At 73.1% G+C, this 16,163-nt stretch carries 14 protein-coding genes; 5 read left to right on the forward strand and 9 right to left on the reverse strand.

Going from position 1 to position 16,163, the window contains the following annotated elements; all coding sequences use genetic code 11:
* Positions 1-80: 80 nt before the first annotated feature.
* Positions 81-791: a translation initiation factor IF-3 gene (gene infC, locus ACFVJX_RS19010; RefSeq protein WP_221198178.1), complete on the reverse strand. Its 711-nt coding sequence runs from the start codon at positions 789-791 to the stop codon at positions 81-83.
* Positions 792-1,156: 365 nt separating this feature from the next.
* Between infC and ACFVJX_RS19015 the strand changes: the two genes are divergently transcribed.
* Positions 1,157-1,519 carry a DUF1844 domain-containing protein gene (locus ACFVJX_RS19015; protein WP_384130128.1) on the forward strand — a complete coding sequence of 121 codons (363 nt, stop codon included), beginning with the start codon at positions 1,157-1,159 and terminating at the stop codon, positions 1,517-1,519.
* 177 nt (positions 1,520-1,696) lie between these two features.
* On the opposite strand, the gene ACFVJX_RS19020 is transcribed toward ACFVJX_RS19015, so the two are convergent.
* From ACFVJX_RS19020 to ACFVJX_RS19030, 3 genes are all read right to left on the reverse strand, one after another.
* The gene (locus ACFVJX_RS19020) at positions 1,697-2,461 is read right to left on the reverse strand and encodes an SseB family protein (RefSeq protein WP_384130131.1); all 765 of its coding nucleotides are present in this window, start codon (positions 2,459-2,461) and stop codon (positions 1,697-1,699) included.
* A gap of 921 nt (positions 2,462-3,382) precedes the next feature.
* A complete protein-coding gene (locus tag ACFVJX_RS19025; RefSeq protein ID WP_384130134.1) occupies positions 3,383-4,036 on the reverse strand; it encodes a hypothetical protein in 654 nt (217 codons plus the stop codon).
* 13 nt (positions 4,037-4,049) lie between these two features.
* Positions 4,050-5,540 (reverse strand): alpha/beta hydrolase, encoded by a 1,491-nt coding sequence (locus ACFVJX_RS19030; protein WP_384130136.1) that lies wholly within the window; start codon positions 5,538-5,540, stop codon positions 4,050-4,052.
* Positions 5,541-5,732: 192 nt separating this feature from the next.
* Here ACFVJX_RS19030 and ACFVJX_RS19035 point away from each other — a divergent pair, with 192 nt between their 5' ends.
* From ACFVJX_RS19035 to ACFVJX_RS19045, 3 genes are all read left to right on the forward strand, one after another.
* The gene (locus tag ACFVJX_RS19035; protein WP_384130139.1) at positions 5,733-6,926 is read left to right on the forward strand and encodes a sensor histidine kinase; all 1,194 of its coding nucleotides are present in this window, start codon (positions 5,733-5,735) and stop codon (positions 6,924-6,926) included.
* Positions 6,923-7,609, forward strand: a complete 687-nt coding sequence (locus tag ACFVJX_RS19040) for a response regulator (protein ID WP_384130142.1) — start codon at positions 6,923-6,925, stop codon at positions 7,607-7,609. Before ACFVJX_RS19035 ends, ACFVJX_RS19040 begins: the two co-directional genes overlap by 4 nt.
* Positions 7,610-7,951: 342 nt before the next feature.
* Positions 7,952-8,260 carry a hypothetical protein gene (locus ACFVJX_RS19045; protein ID WP_384130145.1) on the forward strand — a complete coding sequence of 103 codons (309 nt, stop codon included), beginning with the start codon at positions 7,952-7,954 and terminating at the stop codon, positions 8,258-8,260.
* Positions 8,261-8,557: 297 nt separating this feature from the next.
* Here the strand turns inward: ACFVJX_RS19045 and mycP are convergent, their stop codons facing one another.
* Together mycP and ACFVJX_RS19055 are read right to left on the reverse strand one after the other, a co-directional pair.
* Entirely contained in the window at positions 8,558-9,772 is a 1,215-nt protein-coding gene (gene mycP, locus ACFVJX_RS19050) for a type VII secretion-associated serine protease mycosin (RefSeq protein WP_384130150.1), read from the reverse strand.
* Positions 9,769-10,644 carry a hypothetical protein gene (locus ACFVJX_RS19055; protein WP_384130197.1) on the reverse strand — a complete coding sequence of 292 codons (876 nt, stop codon included), beginning with the start codon at positions 10,642-10,644 and terminating at the stop codon, positions 9,769-9,771. The genes mycP and ACFVJX_RS19055 overlap by 4 nt, the downstream gene beginning before the upstream one ends.
* A 981-nt stretch (positions 10,645-11,625) precedes the next feature.
* On the opposite strand from ACFVJX_RS19055, the gene ACFVJX_RS19060 reads away from it, so the two are divergent.
* Complete coding sequence (locus ACFVJX_RS19060) at positions 11,626-12,828, forward strand: amino acid deaminase/aldolase (RefSeq protein ID WP_384130153.1); 1,203 nt, start codon at positions 11,626-11,628, stop codon at positions 12,826-12,828.
* Positions 12,829-13,027: 199 nt separating this feature from the next.
* Here ACFVJX_RS19060 and ACFVJX_RS19065 read toward each other — a convergent pair whose 3' ends face one another.
* Genes ACFVJX_RS19065 through ACFVJX_RS19075 form a run of 3 tightly spaced genes read right to left on the reverse strand, consistent with a single transcriptional unit; the run spans position 13,028 to position 16,163 of the window.
* A complete protein-coding gene (locus ACFVJX_RS19065) occupies positions 13,028-13,969 on the reverse strand; it encodes a DUF2510 domain-containing protein (protein ID WP_384130156.1) in 942 nt (313 codons plus the stop codon).
* A 34-nt stretch (positions 13,970-14,003) separates the two neighbouring features.
* Entirely contained in the window at positions 14,004-14,792 is a 789-nt protein-coding gene (locus ACFVJX_RS19070; protein ID WP_384130159.1) for a 3-oxoacyl-ACP reductase, read from the reverse strand.
* A 6-nt stretch (positions 14,793-14,798) separates the two neighbouring features.
* On the reverse strand, positions 14,799-16,163 hold the full coding sequence (locus ACFVJX_RS19075) for an aldehyde dehydrogenase family protein (protein WP_384130162.1): 1,365 nt from the start codon (positions 16,161-16,163) through the stop codon (positions 14,799-14,801).

Raw genomic sequence — 16,163 nt, forward strand, 5'->3', positions numbered from 1 at the left:
GGGCACCGGACTGCAGGGGCGTCAGATCTTGGTGGGATTCCGGGGGGACCCGGGGGCGCCTGGATGGCGGCCCCCGGAGGTCACGCCTCGGAAGGTGTCTCGGCCGGAGCCTCGGAGGACGCTTCGGCGGGAGCCTCGGCAGCCTCGTCCGCAGCCTCGGCGTCCGGGGTGTACCCCTGACGCTCCGCCTTGCGGGCGGCCTGGGCCTCGCGGGCCTCGGCCATGGCTTCGGTCTTCTTCTTGTGCGGGCCCAGAACCATGATCATGTTCCGGCCGTCCTGCTTCGGGTTGGACTCGATGAAGCCGAGTTCCTCCACGTCCGAAGCGAGACGCTGGAGCAGTCGGAAGCCCAGCTCGGGGCGGGACTGCTCACGACCACGGAACATGATCGTGATCTTGACCTTGTCGCCCTGCTTGAGGAACCGGACGACGTGACCCTTCTTGGTGTCATAGTCGTGCGGGTCGATCTTCGGCCGGAGCTTCATCTCCTTGATGACCGTGTGCGCCTGGTTCTTGCGCGCCTCACGGGCCTTCATGGCCGACTCGTACTTGAACTTCCCGTAGTCCATGAGCTTGCACACGGGCGGACGGGCGGTAGCCGCCACCTCGACCAGGTCGAGGTCGTACTCCTGTGCAAGTTCCAGGGCCTTGGCAAGCGGGACAATCCCGACCTGCTCGCCGCTGGGACCGACAAGTCGCACCTCGGGTACGCGAATCCGGTCGTTGATGCGGGGCTCGGCGCTGATGGATCCTCCTCGGTAGCACCACGCGGCCGCCTGGCGGACAGCCACGTAACGTCTGTTTCGACGGACCAACCGCACAGGGGCAAGAAAAATGCCCCGGACGGGACACAGGCGGGGCTCCTGGAAAACCGGAACACCGCCGCGGTCAACCGCGGGGCGCATCGGGCGGCTCCATCGTCCGTACGGAACGATGGGCGCCACCTGACCGGTGACCCGCCGTCCTGGGGACGGTCAGGTGGGAGATCGGAGCCTCCACTTGTGGGCCGGGCACATAGATGCCCAGCCGGTCGTTACACAAGGTTAGCAGCTCCCCCGGGGTGGTGCGAACCTTGCGTCCCCGGCTGTGACGCCCGAGGTCAGGGGGGCGGCTCCCGGGGACGGCGGCACCGGGGCGTGGGCCTATCGTATGGGGCATGAGCGACGCGACCCCCACCAGTGAATCCCCCGGCTTCGACGAGATGGCCCGCGACATCGCGGAGGTGCCGGCGGTCGAGGTGATCGTGACGGTCGCGGTGAACCTGATGAGCGCCGCCGCCGTGAAACTCGGACTGACCGAGGACGGCGACGCGCACAAGGACCTCGACGAGGCCCGCAAGCTGGTCCACGCGCTGGCGGGCCTGCTGGACGCGAGCACCACCGAGATCAGCTCCTTCCACGCGGCTCCGCTGCGCGACGGCCTGAAGTCGCTGCAGCTGGCGTTCCGCGAGGCCTCCCTCGTACCGGACGAGCCCGGCCAGGGCCCCGGCGAGAAGTACACCGGCCCGGTCTTCGGCTGAGCCGCACCCCTTTCCCCGTCCGGACAACCGTGAGCCCCCGCCCTTCCGGCGGGGGCTCACTGCATGTGGGGCACCGATCAGACGGGAGCGGTCTCCTCGCCCCGACCGAAGATCGTCCACTTCCTTCGCGGTTCTCCGACTACGCACACGTCTGCGCGCGTTCGCCCGGTGGGATGATCAGCGGGTGAACAGGGCGTCACCCGGTGCGTTCGCGTCGGCCGGGAGCAGCGCAAGGTCCAGTCCCCGGACCAGCCGGGCCCGCAGCACCTCGTCGGCGGCCAGCGACCGCGCGACCCGGCGGGCCGCCTCGGCGGGATCGGCGTCCGCCGCCAGGACCAGCGCGAGCGTGCCGTCCGCGCGGCCCGGGCCGAGGTGGGCGCGGAGCACCGCGGGTTCGGCGGCGACGGCGTCCCGGACCGCCGCGGTGACGGCGGGGTCGTCCAGTGGATCGGCGCTGGTACGACCCTCGGCGAGGGCCAGCAGGGCGGAACCGGTCACCTCGAAGGCGACAGGACCGGCGAGGTCGAGCACCACCGTGTCCGCCTTCTCGTGCACGGCGGCCTGCAACGCCTGGTGCAGGGGTACGGCTACGGGGCGGGCCTGCGGGTCCCAGCGGGCCAGCGAAGCGGTGGAGGTGAAGGCGGGCAGGGCCCGGCGGTCACCGGCCTGGAGGGTGGGGACGGCCATATCGCTCGTCTTCTCCCGGCGCAGCCCGCGCTTGCCGGACGCTCCGGGGCTCGCTCCCTCGTGCTCGTCCGCCTCCTCGACCTCGCCGAGGACGGCCACCACGGGGACCAGCAGCCGGGCCCCCCGGAGCGCTTCGAGCACCGGCCCGACGGCCTTGCGGTTCTCTGCCCAGGCGGCCAGGGCCGCGGTCAGGGCGGGGTCGGCCGTGCCGTCGTCGTCGGAGTATCCGGAGTCCGGAATGTTCTTCTGCGCCACAGGGGGAGCGTAGTGCCTGGGCATTCCCACCCGGCCGACAGGTCGGGCTCAGCCGGTTCTCAGCTGCGGTTCCTAGCGTCCGGAGCATGCCCCGCCACAGAATCCGCCGTTCCGTCCTGTCCGTGTCCGTGACGGCCGCGGTCGTGCTGGCCGGCTCGGCCGCCGGCGGCGCGTATCTGACCGGCCGGCCGGTCACGCGCCCGCCGTCATGGCTTCCGTATCGTCCGTCTCGCCGGCCGCGACCGCACCGGTCGCGGCGCAGAGGAGCGAGGAGCCCGCGGTGGATCTCGACGCGGAACTGGCCGGGGCCGGTCAGCGGCCGGCACCAGTCGTAGGGCTCCTCCATCAGCCTCTCTGCCGGGGTGCGCATGTGGTGCCGGGCGAACTTGTCCTTGAGGACCGGGTGTTCGTCGGGGACCTCGCACTCCACCACGTCGTATACGGCGGTGAGCGCGTCGTCGTTGAACGCGCGCTTGAACTCACCGGTCGCCGGGTCCTTGGCCCGCCGCAGCAGGGCGGCGGCGCCATCCGCGATCTGTTCCTCGGTGCCGCCTGGGACCTGCTCGCAGGCGTGATCCCAGGCGAGTTCTCCGAATGGGACGCCGACGGGGCGAAGGTGTTTCCAGAACACCGTGATCCACCGGTACACGAAGCCCCCGCGCTGCGGCTGATCGAGCGCCCCTTCGTCCAGCAGGACCAGTTCGGGCTGTGGCCGTTCCGCCTCCACGCCCTGATCCGCTCCACCATCCGCACCGCGGACGACCAGACTGACGATCGCTGGTCACCGCGGGACTGGCAGCAGGCCGCCGAACGCGCCTTCACCGCACTCGGTGAACAGTGGACCACCAGCCCGGCACCGAACCGACTTCCCCACCCTCTGACATGGAGACCGCGGGGACGCGCGGCTGGCTCCGTCGGCGCCTACCCCGCGGCGCCGTCGAGGAGCCGGTTGTGCCGCAGCCGCAGCGCCCGCTCGGTCGCGGCGGCCAGGCTCACCCCCGCCAGCGCGACGTTCGCCCACCGGGAGAGCCGGACCGGTGAGGAGAACGTTCCCAGGTGCCGTGCGACGGGCTCGACTTGGCTGAGCGTGCCCGCGGTCTGGACGATCAGGAGGGCCAGGGCCACGGCCAGGACGGTCACGGAGAGGCGGGCCAGTGCCCGGCTCAGCGCGGGGTGCGTCTGGTCGAGGTGCGCCCGGCGTCCTTCGGGCGAGGCGGGGTCGGGGGTGAGCTGGCGCTCGGTCCCGTCCGCGGCCACGTAGTGGCAGCGCTTGAGACCGAAGCCGCTCATCGCCACCTCCAGATGACCGCCCGGCACGGTGAAGGCGGCGGGCAGCCTGCACCTGGCGTGGTGCAGGCCGTCGCGGTACAGGTCCGCCTTGACCTCACCACCCGACTGGTTCTGCTTGTGCCGGACGTCGACGGAGTACTCCGCCACCGTGCCGTCCGCTTCCCCCAACTCGATGTGCAGCAGCGCCCGGAAGGGGAGTTGCCACCAGCGGAAGGGCTTCAGGGCCCGCCCGTCGCCGGGCTCGACCCGCCGCAGCGCGCGCTGCCGCTTGCGTTCCCCGAACATGGCCGTCTCCGTGTCACTCGGCGGGCTCGGCTGCGCAGGCGAGATCCCGCGCGGGCCGCTTCCCGGTGGTCAGGTACGTCGTCACGGCGGAGTCGGCGCAGGTGTTGCCGCCGAACAGGTAGGCGCCGTGGCCGCCTTGGTCGGCGGTGACCATCACGGCGCGTCCGCCGAGCGCCTGCCGCATCTTCCGGGCTCCGGCGAGCGGCGTTCCCGGGTCGCGCTCGTTCTGCACCATGAGCACGTTCGACGGTCCGCGGTCGCTGACGCGCACCGGCTTCCTCACCCACGCGCCCGGCCAGTAGGCGCACGGCCCGATGTTGGCCGAGGAGCCGCCCAGCAGCGGGTAGCGCTCGCGGTCGACGGCGACGTTGCGCTGGTACTCCCGGACGGTCCGCGGCCACGCGGTGTCTCCGCAGATCACCGCGAACCGCGCGGACATGATCTGCTCCACGCCCGGGTACGGCGGCTGCTCCGGCAGGGGCGTCCCGGTGTCGAACTTCTGCCAAGTCTCGGCCAGCGCCTGCATGTTGGCGTCGGCGTACAGGCGGTCGAAGGTCAGCGCGCGGAAGGCGATCCCGTCGTACCCCTGGACCGGCTCCTTCTCCAGCCGCCCAGCCAGCTCGAAGTACGTGGCGCGGACCTGCCGCGGTGTCCTGCCCAGCCCGTACGCGGGGTGGGCGGCGGCGTACTTCGCGAAGTCCTCGAACCGCTCCTCCATCCCGGGACCGAAGCGCCGCATGGCCCGTACGTCGTACCCGCGCGGCCCCAGGCTGCTGTCGAGGACGATCCGGTCACCGCGCCCGGGGAACATCGACGCGTACACGGCGCCCAGGTGCGTGCCGTAGGAGGTGCCGATGTACGACAGCCGCCGCTCGCCGAGGGCCGCCCTGATCCGGTCCATGTCGCGGGCGGTGTTCGCGGTGCCGATGTGCGGGAGCAGGGGCGCGGACGCGGAGTGGGCGCACCGCTGGGCAATCTGCTCGGCCCGCTGCGCTTCACGGACGACGTCACCCGGGGTGTGCGTGTAGGCGGGCAGGTTGCCCCGATCCTGCTGTTCCTGAGTCAGTCCGCAGCTCACCGGGGTGCTGCGGCCGATGCCGCGCGGGTCGAAGCCGATGATGTCGTAGCGGTCCCGCACCTCCTGCGGCAGCCCGGAGGCGGCGAGGATGGACGGGTAGGCGAGTCCCGAGACGCCGGGGCCGCCCGGGTTGGTCAGCAGGACGCCCCGGCGCAGGGCCGGCTTCCTGCTCGCCAGCCGGGAGACGGCGACCTCGATCTGCCGGCCGCGGGGGTCGCCGTAGTCCAGCGGGACCTTCAGCGTCGCGCACTCCAGCTTCGGCAGGCTCGGGGACGGACCGGCCTTCGCCGTGACCGCCGGGTCCTTCGCGCACGGTTTCCACCGCAGCATTTCCGGTGGCGGAGTGGCCAGGGCGCCGGGGACCGCGGCGGTCAGCGTGGCCGCGGCGGTGGACAGGGCGACGGCGAAGGAGAGTACCAAGCGCATGTGATGTCCTTCTGTGAGGCGGGGCGGCGGAAAGCCGCTCGTCGATCCTGGTCGCGCGGTCGTGCCGGACACATCGCCCCAGGGGTCGGGCCGGCCCTCGACTCCGGTCGGGGGAATGCTCTACGACCTCGGTAGGGGGCCCTCCTCCTCGGGGCCCGCTGCCCGCGGAGCGCCCTACGGGACCATGGGGGGATGGCGACGACCACGGAAGACCCACCACCCCGCCAGGGCCGCCGAAGCGCATGGCGTCTCCTGGCGGCCGCGGCGCTGGGCGCCCTGTTCTGGTTCTCGACCGCGACGCAGCTGCCGAACGGGTACGTGCCTGACGGCGGGTACTGGTTCGCCGTCGGGGACCCGCTGGTGGCGTGCGGCTGTCTGGCGCTGCTTCTCCGGCGGCGACGCTTCCCCCTCGCGGTCGCCCTGGTGGTGGTCGCCGCGTCGGCGGTGTCGGTGCTGGCCTCCGGTGCCGCCCTGCTCGCCCTGACCTCGGTCGCCGCACTGCGCCGTCCCTGGTGGACGGGGAGCGTCACGGTGGCGTACCTCGCGGCCGTCCAGGTCAACGTGGTGCTGTACCCGGTGCGCGGCGGGTCTCCGTCGCCCTGGCTGTCGCTCGTGCTCACCGCGCTGAGCGCAGGCATATCGGTGGCCGTCGGCACGGCGGTCGCCGCCCGCCGCGCCGAGACGCGCTCGCTCCGGGAACGAGCCAGGAGCGCCGAGCGCGAGCAGAGCGCCAGGGCGGCTCAGGCCCGCGCCCAGGAGCGCACCCGCATCGCCCGCGAGATGCACGACGTCGTCGCGCACCGGATCTCCCGGATCGCCCTCCAGGCCGGGGTACTGGAACATCGCGGCGACCTCGGCGCCGAGGAGAACGGCATGCTCGTCCGGGGCATCGTGGCCGGCTCGCACGAGGCGCTGGAGGAACTGCGAGACGTCCTCGGGGTGCTCCGCTCCGACCCCGGCCGCCCGGAGCCCGAGCAGCCCGCCCTGCACCGGGTCCCGGAACTGGTGGCCGAGGCCCAGGCAGCCGGCCTCGACGTCAGGCTGGCCACCAGGGTGTCGGGCAGCCCGCCCGACGGTGTCGGCCGCACCTGCTACCGCGTCGTCCAGGAGGGCTTGACCAACGCCGCCAAGCACGCACCCGGCTCCGTCGTCCGCGTCACGGTCCAGGGGGCTGCGGGCGACGGCATGACCATCGAGATCCGGAACTCCCCGCCCCTGGCCGGCCGGCGTGCCGGCCTGCCGGAATCCGGCTTCGGGCTCCTCGGGCTCACCGAGCGCGTCGCCCTCGCCGGCGGCGACCTCCAGCAGGCCGCGACATCCGACGGCGGCCACCTTCTCACCGCACGGCTACCCTGGCGGGACCAGCAGCGGGAGGGCCTGAAGTGAACGGCAACGCGCAGCCCGCCGGCCCCGTCGGAGTCCTGATCGTCGACGACGACCAACTGGTCCGCATGGCACTGCGCCTGGTCATCGAGGCCGAACCCGACCTCACCGTCGTCGCCGAGGCGGCCGACGGCGACCGTGCGCTCGCCGCGGTGGACGAGCACCGCCCCGACGTCGTCCTGATGGACATCCGCATGCCGGGCCGCGACGGCGTCAGCACCACCCGCGACGTCCTCGCCCGTCCGTCACCACCCCGCGTCCTCATGCTCACCACCTTCGAATCCGACGAACTCGTGCTCGGCGCGCTGCGCGCCGGAGCCCTCGGATTCGTCGTCAAGGACACACCGCCCCCGCGCATCCTCGAAGCGGTGCGCGCCGTCGCACAGGGCGAGCCGGCCCTGTCCCCGACCGTCGTTGCCCGCGTGATCGCCACTGCGACCGGCCCGGGCTCCTCCGCCGTCCGCGACTCCACCCGCCAAGCCGCGCGCCACCGCCTCGCGTCCCTCACCGAACGCGAACTCGTCATCGCCCGGTCCATCGCCGACGGCCTCGACAACCAGGCCGTTGCCGCCCGCCACCACATCAAGGTCTCCACCGTGAAGGCCCACACCACCAGCCTTTACACCAAGCTGAACGTGACGAACCGCGTCCAGATCGCCTTGGTGGTCCGAGACGCGCAGGAGTAACCGATCCCCTCGTCGGCTTCACCACCCGATACGGTCGTGCATGACGGGTTTCGGGCAGACGGGGGCCTCGGCGGCTTCGCTTCCGTCGGGTCGACGCCGGCAGCACCCAACGCCCCCGCTCCGGGTTCGGCGTCGCAATGAGTGGACCCGTGTCGGCGTACGGACTTTTCTCCCCAGTTGCGTACGGACGAACGTCCCCGGCTCCGGCCGCGGGCAGCGGCAACGGGACAGAGGATCTCGGTTGAGATCGATGACCTGAGCAGGGACACTCACGCGATGAGCCCCAGCACATCGTCGGAGCCGATCGAGCGGGGATGAGACGAGCCCTGGTATCGGGTCCGCATGGAGAACTTCCAGGCGTCGTTCCTGCCCAGCGACGGCGAGGACTTGGACAAAGTCTGCAACGTCGATGTCTTCGTGACCCCGCAGGACGAATCCTGTTGGACCGCGACCGTGTTCACCGTCGCGGAAGTCGAGCGCCTGATGAAGCTGTGGACAGAGACCGACGAGGCCCTCGGGGGCCGGTATTTCTGGGTCTCGGACAGCCTGATCGTCAGGGATCCCGGCATCGGCAGCATGACCGACGTGATCGCCGGCCTGATCGAGAACGGCGAGTTCTCCGGGATCTTTCAACGGGTGATCAACGACTGACCAACATGCTCGGCCGCCGGAAGCGTCGTGGATGGTCAGGCCAAGGAGTCGGGCATCACGCTCGTCGAATCGGCCGCGAAGGCCGCGGTCCGTGTGCTGAAGGCCGCCGGCTGAGGCGCTCCGCGCTCCCGCCCCCGGTGATGTCCGGTGTTCGTACCGCACAAGGGGCCCACCGGTTCGGCGGGGGCCGCCTGCGCCGTAGCGGTGCCCCGCCCGGTAGGAGCCGGGGGTCCCGTCTGTCCCGTCTGTCCCGTCAACGGCGTGGCGCCGCCCGGTCAGCGGCAATGGCCGGCCCCGTCAGCGGCGGGGGCCCGCCGTCCGGCCGTTGCGGCCCCGCCAGAGGACCACGGCCAGCGCGAGCAGGACCGCGCCGAGGCCGCCGGCCGCCGGGGCGAGCCAGCCCGCGGGGCCGTCCTCCTCGCGGGGCGGGGTGGGGCCGGGCCCGAAGTACTGCTTGCGGTAGCCGGCCTCGGTGGAGTCCGAGCGCAGGCCGTCGGGGCGGAGCGCCCCGCCCGCCTCGATGGCCGCGGCCGGGTCGACGATGCCGTAGCCCCGGGCGTCGTCCCGGCCGTCCGCCGGGGAGTTGCGCGCGGTGTCCGTGAGGAGCTTCTTGATCTGTACGGGCGGGAGGCCGGGGTGCGCGGCACGGACCAGTGCGGCGGCCCCGGAGACGAAGGCGGATGCCGCCGACGTGCCCCACTCCACGTAGTACTTACGGTCGGGGGCGGGCACGACGATGTCGACCCCGGGCGCGCTCACGGCCGCGTACCAGCGGCGGGTGGAGAACGAGGCGTGCGTGCCGTACCGGTCGACAGCGGCGACCGCGATCACCCCGGGGTAGGCGGCGGGGTACGAGATGTGGTCGCCCTTCTCGCCCCCGTTGCCGGACGAGGCGACGACGACCGCGCCCTTCTTCAGCGCGTACTGGACGGCGGCGTCCTCGCCCGGCTCCGGGTGCGCGGACTCGCTGTCGTCGCCCAGGGAGAGGTTGATGACGTCGGCGCCGTGGTCGGCCGCCCAGCGGATGCCGTCGGCGAGGGCCGTGCCCCGGGACTTGCGGGCCTTGGCGCGGGACGGGTCGCTCGCCTCCAGGATGACCCGGACCGGGAGGATCTTGGCCTCCGGTGCGACGCCGAGCACTCCGTCGGCGTTTCCGGTCCCGTGCCCCCGGCCGGCGATGATCCCCGCCATGGCGGTGCCGTGCCGGGCCCACGACCGGTCACCACGTCCGGCGCCGAAGCCGATCATGTCCTTGCCGGGCAGTACCTGGCCCGCCAGGTCGGGCAGGCTGCCGTCGACGCCGGTGTCGACGACGGCGACGGTGATCCCCTTGCCCCGGGTGGTCTGCCAGGCCTTCTCGGTGTGGAGCGTCTCCAGGCCCCACTGCTGGGCCCGAATGGTGTCCGCGCGGGCCGGCGACGCGGGCAGCAGCGCGAACGCGGTGGCGGCGCAGAGCGCGCCGATGGCGCGGCGGTGGCGGGCGTGGCGCGTCGCTCCGGTCACTCCGGTCACTCCGGCTTCTCGGTGAGGTCGGTGATGGTCCTGCGCATACCGCGCTCGACCCGGTCGGCCAGCCCCTTGGCCTCGTGGCCGAGCCCGGCCTGGGCGGCGGCGGTCGTGGCGTTGGCGGCCATGGCCTCGGCGGCCGGCTGCGGCCTGGTGACCGCCCGCCCGTCGGCGAAGCCGGAGACCGCGAACACCACGACGGGCACTTCGCTCAGGACGTGCACGGTCCAGCTGGCGCGCTGCTTGTCGCCGAAGCCGGCGGCGGGGGTGTCCTTGACGGCGTACGCCCGGGGCATCAGGTCGCCGCGCCCGTCGAGGTGCTGATCGGTGAACCGGGTACTCAGCGCCCGCATGGCGTCGGCGTCGCCCTCGGTGAAGAGCAGCCCGACCGTGGTGACGCTGCTCGACGTCGCGTCCGTGTACGTGGCACGCAGCAGGCGTGCGCAGCCGGCCGGGCGGAGCGTCTTGAGCAGCAGCGGGTCGAGGGCGGTCGCGCAGCCGCTGTCCGGTGCGACGGCGAGCCTGGTCCAGACCCGGTCGGAGCCGCCGGGCCCCGCGCCCTCCCCCTTCAGGGTGCGCGGGAAGAGGGTGTCGACGGGCACGCTGTGCCACGCGGCGCGGCCCACGGCGTAGGTGCTGTGGGCCGCCGGATCGGCCGATGAGTCACTGATGAGCCAGCTGCCGGTGGCCGCCCCGCCGATCAGCCCGAGTCCGAGCACCACGCAGACGGCGGCGGCCGCGGTCCTGAAGGGGTGCCGGGTGCGCACGGGGCGGAGCCGGGTGGTGGTCTCGACCGGCGACTCGGCAGGCGGGTGGTGGAGCGGTGGCCGCGGGTCGATGGGACCACCGGGCCAGGGGGGCGGTGCGCCGAGGTCCACGGCACCGACGGGGCGGCGCCGGGTGGCCGCGGGCGGCGCGACGGGGCGCGGCGGGAACGCCGGGGCGGCGGGCGGACCCGGCGCGTGCGGCGGGGCCGGTGGGACGGGGGCCGGTGGCACGGGGCGCAGGCGGGCGGTGGTCTCGGCGGAGGGTGGATGCGCCGGGGGTGCCTCAGCGGGAGATGTCACGGTACGGGGCGTTCCAGTACCGGGTGCCTCTGCACGGGGTGTCCCCTCCTGCACAGCCTCCGTACGGGGCGTTCCAGTGCCGGGTGCCTCCGCACGGGGTGTCCCCTCCTGCACGGCCTCCGCACGGGGTGTCCCCGCGCGGATTGCTTCCGCTCGGGTTACCTCCGCTCGGGTTGCCTCCGCAGGGCTTGCCTGCGGGCGGGACGCCTCGCGGGACGCCTCGCGGGACGCCTCGCGGGACGCCTTTTCGGTGGGTGTCCCCGCCCCGGGCGCACTCACGGTGGGGCTCCCCGCAGGGGGCTGCGCTATCGGCCGCTCGCCGGAGGCGGGAGTACGTTGCACCGCGGCCGGCCCAACGGGAGCAGCTCCCGGGCCGGAGGGAGAGCCGGTCGGTGCGGCCCGGGCGTAAGCGGGTGCGGCCGGGGAGGGTGCCGGGCCGGCAGGAGCAGCCGCCGGGTCGGCGGGAGCGAGGTCGGGGCCGGCAGGAGCAGCGTCCGGGCCCGAGGGCAGGGGGGCCTGCCGGTGCGGTGGGGTGGTTGGACGTGGCGGGACAGGAGCGGGGGTGGTTGGGCGTGGCGGGACAGGAGCGCGCTGCGCTTCGGTACTCATCCGCCCCCCTGGTCCGTTCCGTACCGCACGCGGATCGCCGCCACACGCAGGCAGGTTGCTCTCCGCGTGCCGTCACTCTACGGGCTGGGACGCCCCCGGCGGGAGCGGGCGGCCGCGCCCTGGGCCGATCTGCGCAGATCATCCCCCCTACCCAGCGGTACGGGTGTCTGGCAAGCTGCGGCCATGACTGCCCGCGCCGCTGACCGGACCCGCTACAACCGGGCCACCGCCCATCTGGACGCCCCGATCGCCGTCGTCGATCTGGAGGCGTTCGACGCCAACGCCGACGACCTGGTACGCCGCGCGGCCGGGAAACCGATTCGGGTGGCGAGCAAATCGGTGCGCTGCCGCGCTCTGCTGGAGCGGGTGCTCGCGCGGCCCGGGTTCGCCGGAATCATGTCGTTCACCCTCGCCGAGTCGCTGTGGCTGGCGCGGGCCGGATTCGAGGACGTGCTGCTGGCCTACCCCTCGGCCGACCGTTCGGCCTTCGCGGAACTGGCCGCCGACCCGAAGCTGGCCGCCGCCGTGACGGTGATGGTGGACGACCACGCACAGCTGGAGCTGATCGACACGGCGCGCGCCGGGGGCGCCGAGGAGATCAGGATCTGTCTGGAGCTGGACACCTCGCTGCGGCTGCTCGGCGGCAGGGTCAGGATCGGGGCCCTGCGCTCTCCGTTGCGCTCCCCCGCCCAACTGGCCGAACTGGCACGGTCCGTGGCCCGCCGGCCCGGCTTCCGGCTGGTGGGACTGATGGCGTACGAGGGCCATATCGCCGGGGTCGGCGACTCGGTCGCGGGGCGGCCGCTGCGCTCCCGGGCGATCCGGCTGATGCAGGCAACGGCCCGCAAGGAGCTGGTGACCCGGCGGGCCGAGGTGGTGCGGGCGGTACGGGCCGTGGCACCGGACCTGGAGTTCGTGAACGGCGGCGGCACCGGCAGTGTGCAGCACACCGCAGGTGAGCACGCGGTGACCGAGATCGCGGCCGGGTCGGGGCTCTACGTACCGCGGCTGTTCGACAACTACACCTCGTTCACCGCCCGTCCGGCCGCCCTGTTCGCGCAGCCGGTGGTGCGCCGGCCCGGGGTCGGCGTGGTGACGGTCCTCGGCGGCGGCTACCCGGCGTCCGGTGCGGCCGGTCCGGACCGGCTGCCCGTCCCGTATCTGCCGGAGGGGCTGCGCTACGACCCGCAGGAGGGACCGGGCGAGGTGCAGACGCCGCTGCTCGGCGCCCCGGCCGACGATCTGCTGATCGGCGACAAGGTGTGGTTCCGACACGCGAAGGCGGGCGAACTGTGCGAGCGGTTCGACGAGTTGCAGCTGATCGAGGGCGACCGGGTGACGGCGACCGTGCCGACGTACCGGGGCGAGGGCCTCACCTTCCTCTGAGCCTCCCTGAGGGCTGCCCCGTGATCCCTGGTGGATCAGCGCGCTGGCGTCGGATGCGGTGCATCGCAAGGCGGAGGGACGTCCGCAGACTGGATGTATTCGGGCGTTCCGACGCGGCGAGGCGCCGTAGCCGGCGTCGGGCGCCCGCCGGGGATCACGGGACAGCCCTTAGCGAGCGGGAAAGGGGCCGCGTCCGGTGTCAGGGCGCGACCGAGCTGCCGACGCCGCCGCTCGTCTCGCTGTCGCCGATCGGCCGGATTCTCTTGGTCAGGGTGTCCATGAGGGAGAGCGGCGGTCCGTCGGACCCGGCGTCGAAGGCGTAGCGGACGACGACGGTCGACTCGCTGCCGACGGCCGAGGGGAAGACGAGCGACTGCACGTAGCCGCCCGGCCCCTTGCCGGTGGCGACCCGCCAGCGCACCTGGTATCCGGTGCGCCCGGCCACGCTGACCGGGCCGGCGGCGATCTGCCGGTGGGAGACGATGCCGCCGTGGGTGGACCGTCCGATGGCGTCCTCCTCGTACGCGCGGTCCGCCGCGGCGGCGATGTCCTCCTTGGCGATGGCCTCGGGGGTGGTGGCGTCGGCGGCGTTCGCGGTTCGCGTGGTCACCGTGCCGTGGTAGCACAACGCGGAGGAGCTGCCGGGGCAGTAGTAGGCCTCGGAGTCGACGGTACGCATCGTGAGTACCTCCTCGACGGGGCGCTCGACCCGCTCCCAACCGTCGGGGATCGGCAGGGTGATGCCGTTGAGCTGGTCCACGAGCACCGTCGGGTCGGCGTCGGCCGGCGAGGCGTCCGTCGACGGGCTGTCGGCGCTGCCGGTGTCCGCGGGCGCCGCCGCCGAACGGCTGGGACCGGCCGCCGGAGGAGACGCCTCGTCGTCCCGGCCGAGCAGTACGGCCGCGGTCACGGCCGCGCCGACGACCAGCGCACCGGCCACCACGAGAGCGATGGCCCTGCCGCTTCCGCCACCGCTCCCCCGGCCGGGGGAGGCGGGACGCTCAGGCAGGGCGGGACCGGATCGGTGCGGTGCGGAGGCATCGGGGCGGGTGTGGGCGGTCCATGCCGAACCGTCCCACCACCGCTCGTTGCCCGGCGCGGCCGAGTCCGGATACCAGCCGGGCGGTGTCGCGTTGCTCATCGCCCCACTTTAGGTTCCGGCCCCGCCCGGCCTCCTACAGGGGCGTGACGTAGGCGCCGGAGATACCGCCGTCGACGAGGAAGTCGGTGGCGTTGACGAAGGAGGAGTCGTCGCTCGCCAGGAACGCGACGGCGGCCGCGATCTCGGTCGCCTCGGCGAACCGGCCGAGCGGGATGTGCACCAGCCTGCGGGCGGCACGCTCCGGGTCCTTGGCGAACAGTTCCTGGAGCAGCGGGGTGTTGACCGGCCCCGGGCACAGCGCGTTGACCCGGATCCCCTCACGGGCGAACTGGACGCCCAGTTCGCGGGTCATGGCGAGCACCCCGCCCTTGGACGCGGTGTAGGAGATCTGGGAGGTGGCCGCGCCCATCCTGGCGACGAAGGAGGCGGTGTTGATGATGGAGCCCCGGCCCTGGCGCCGCATGTAGGGCAGGGCCGCCTTGCAGCACAGGTAGACGGAGGTCAGGTTGACGTCCTGGACACGCTTCCAGGCCTCCAGCTCCGTGGTGAGGATGGAGTCGTCGTCGGGCGGCGAGATGCCTGCGTTGTTGAACGCGATGTCGACGGATCCGTAGGTGTCGTCCGCCGCCGCGAACAGGGCCCCGACCTGTCCGGGATCGGTGACGTCGACCCGCACGAAGATGCCGCCGACCGATTCGGCGGCCGCCTTGCCCGCGGTCTCGTCGATGTCGCCGCAGACCACGTGCGCGCCCTCGGAGGCGAGCCGGTGCGCGGTGGCGAGACCGATGCCGCTGCCGGCACCGGTGATGACGGCGGTGCGGCCGACGAGGCGGCGGCAGATGTTCTCGTTGTCCGTGGTCATACCGGTTCAGGCCTCCGTACTGAGGAAGACGTTCTTGGTTTCGGTGAAGGCGGCCAGCGCGTCCGGGCCGAGTTCCCGGCCCAGGCCGGACTGTTTGAAGCCGCCGAACGGGGTCCAGTAGCGGACCGCGGAGTGGGAGTTGACGGAGATGTTCCCCGCCCGGACGGCCTGCGAGACCCGCAGCGCGCGCCCCACGTCACGTGTCCAGAGGGAGCCCGCGAGTCCGTACGGTGTGGCGTTGGCGAGCCGGACGGCGTCCGCCTCGTCCTCGAAGGGCAGCACCACCGCGACCGGCCCGAACACCTCCTCCGTGGCGACGGGCGAGTCCGGGGCCGCGTCGGTGAGGACGGTCGGCGGGAACCAGAAGCCGGCGCCCCCGGGTGCGCTGCCCCGGATCGCGGTCGCGCCCTCGGGGACGTAACCACGCACCCGGTCCAGCTGGGTGCGCGAGATGAGCGGGCCCATCTGTGTCTTCTCGTCGGACGGATCGCCCACGACGACGCCGGCGACGGCCGGGGCGAGCAGTTCCAGGAAGCGGTCGTAGGCGGATCGCTGGACGAGGATCCGGGTACGGGCGCAGCAGTCCTGGCCGGCGTTGTCGAGGAAGGACAAGGGTGCGGCGGCTGCGGCGGCCTCGATGTCGGCGTCGGCGAAGACGATGTTGGGGCTCTTGCCGCCGAGTTCGAGGGTGATCCGCTTCACGTGCTCGGCGCACTTGGCCATGATCCGCTTGCCGACCCGGGTGGAGCCGGTGAAGACGATCTTGGCGACGCCCGGGTGCTCGACCAGGGCGTCGCCCGCCTCGTCGCCCGCGCCCGGGAGCACCTGGAAGAGGTGTTCGGGAAGGCCTGCCTCCAGGGCGAGTCCGGCGAGCCGCAGCGCGGTCAGCGGGGTGGTCTCGGCGGGCTTGAGCAGGACGGCGTTACCCGCCGCGAGGGCGGGGGCGAGGCCCCAGGCGGCGATCGGCATGGGGAAGTTCCAGGGCGCGATCACACCGACGACGCCGAGGGGTTCGAGCAGGGTGATGTCGATGCCGCCGGGCACGGGGATCTGACGGCCGTTCAGCCGCTCCACTCCCCCGGCGGCGTAGTCGAGGAGATCGCGGACGTTGCCGGCCTCCCAGCGGGCGTTGCCGATGGTGTGGCCCGCCTCGCGGACCTCCAGCCGGGCCAGTTCCTCGGTCCGGCCGTCCACGGCGGCGGCGAAGCGGCGCAGCAGCCGGGCCCGGTCCGCGGGTGCGAGCGCCGCCCAGCTCCGCTGGGCTGCCGCGGCGCGGGTGACGGCGGCGTCCACCTCGGCCGCGGTGGTGGCGGGGACGGTGGCGACGAGCTCCTCCGTCGCCGGGTTCAGTACGTGGTGCTCACGGGTCAA

This window comes from Streptomyces sp. NPDC127177 (genome assembly GCF_042672475.1).
GTDB lineage: Bacteria > Actinomycetota > Actinomycetes > Streptomycetales > Streptomycetaceae > Streptomyces.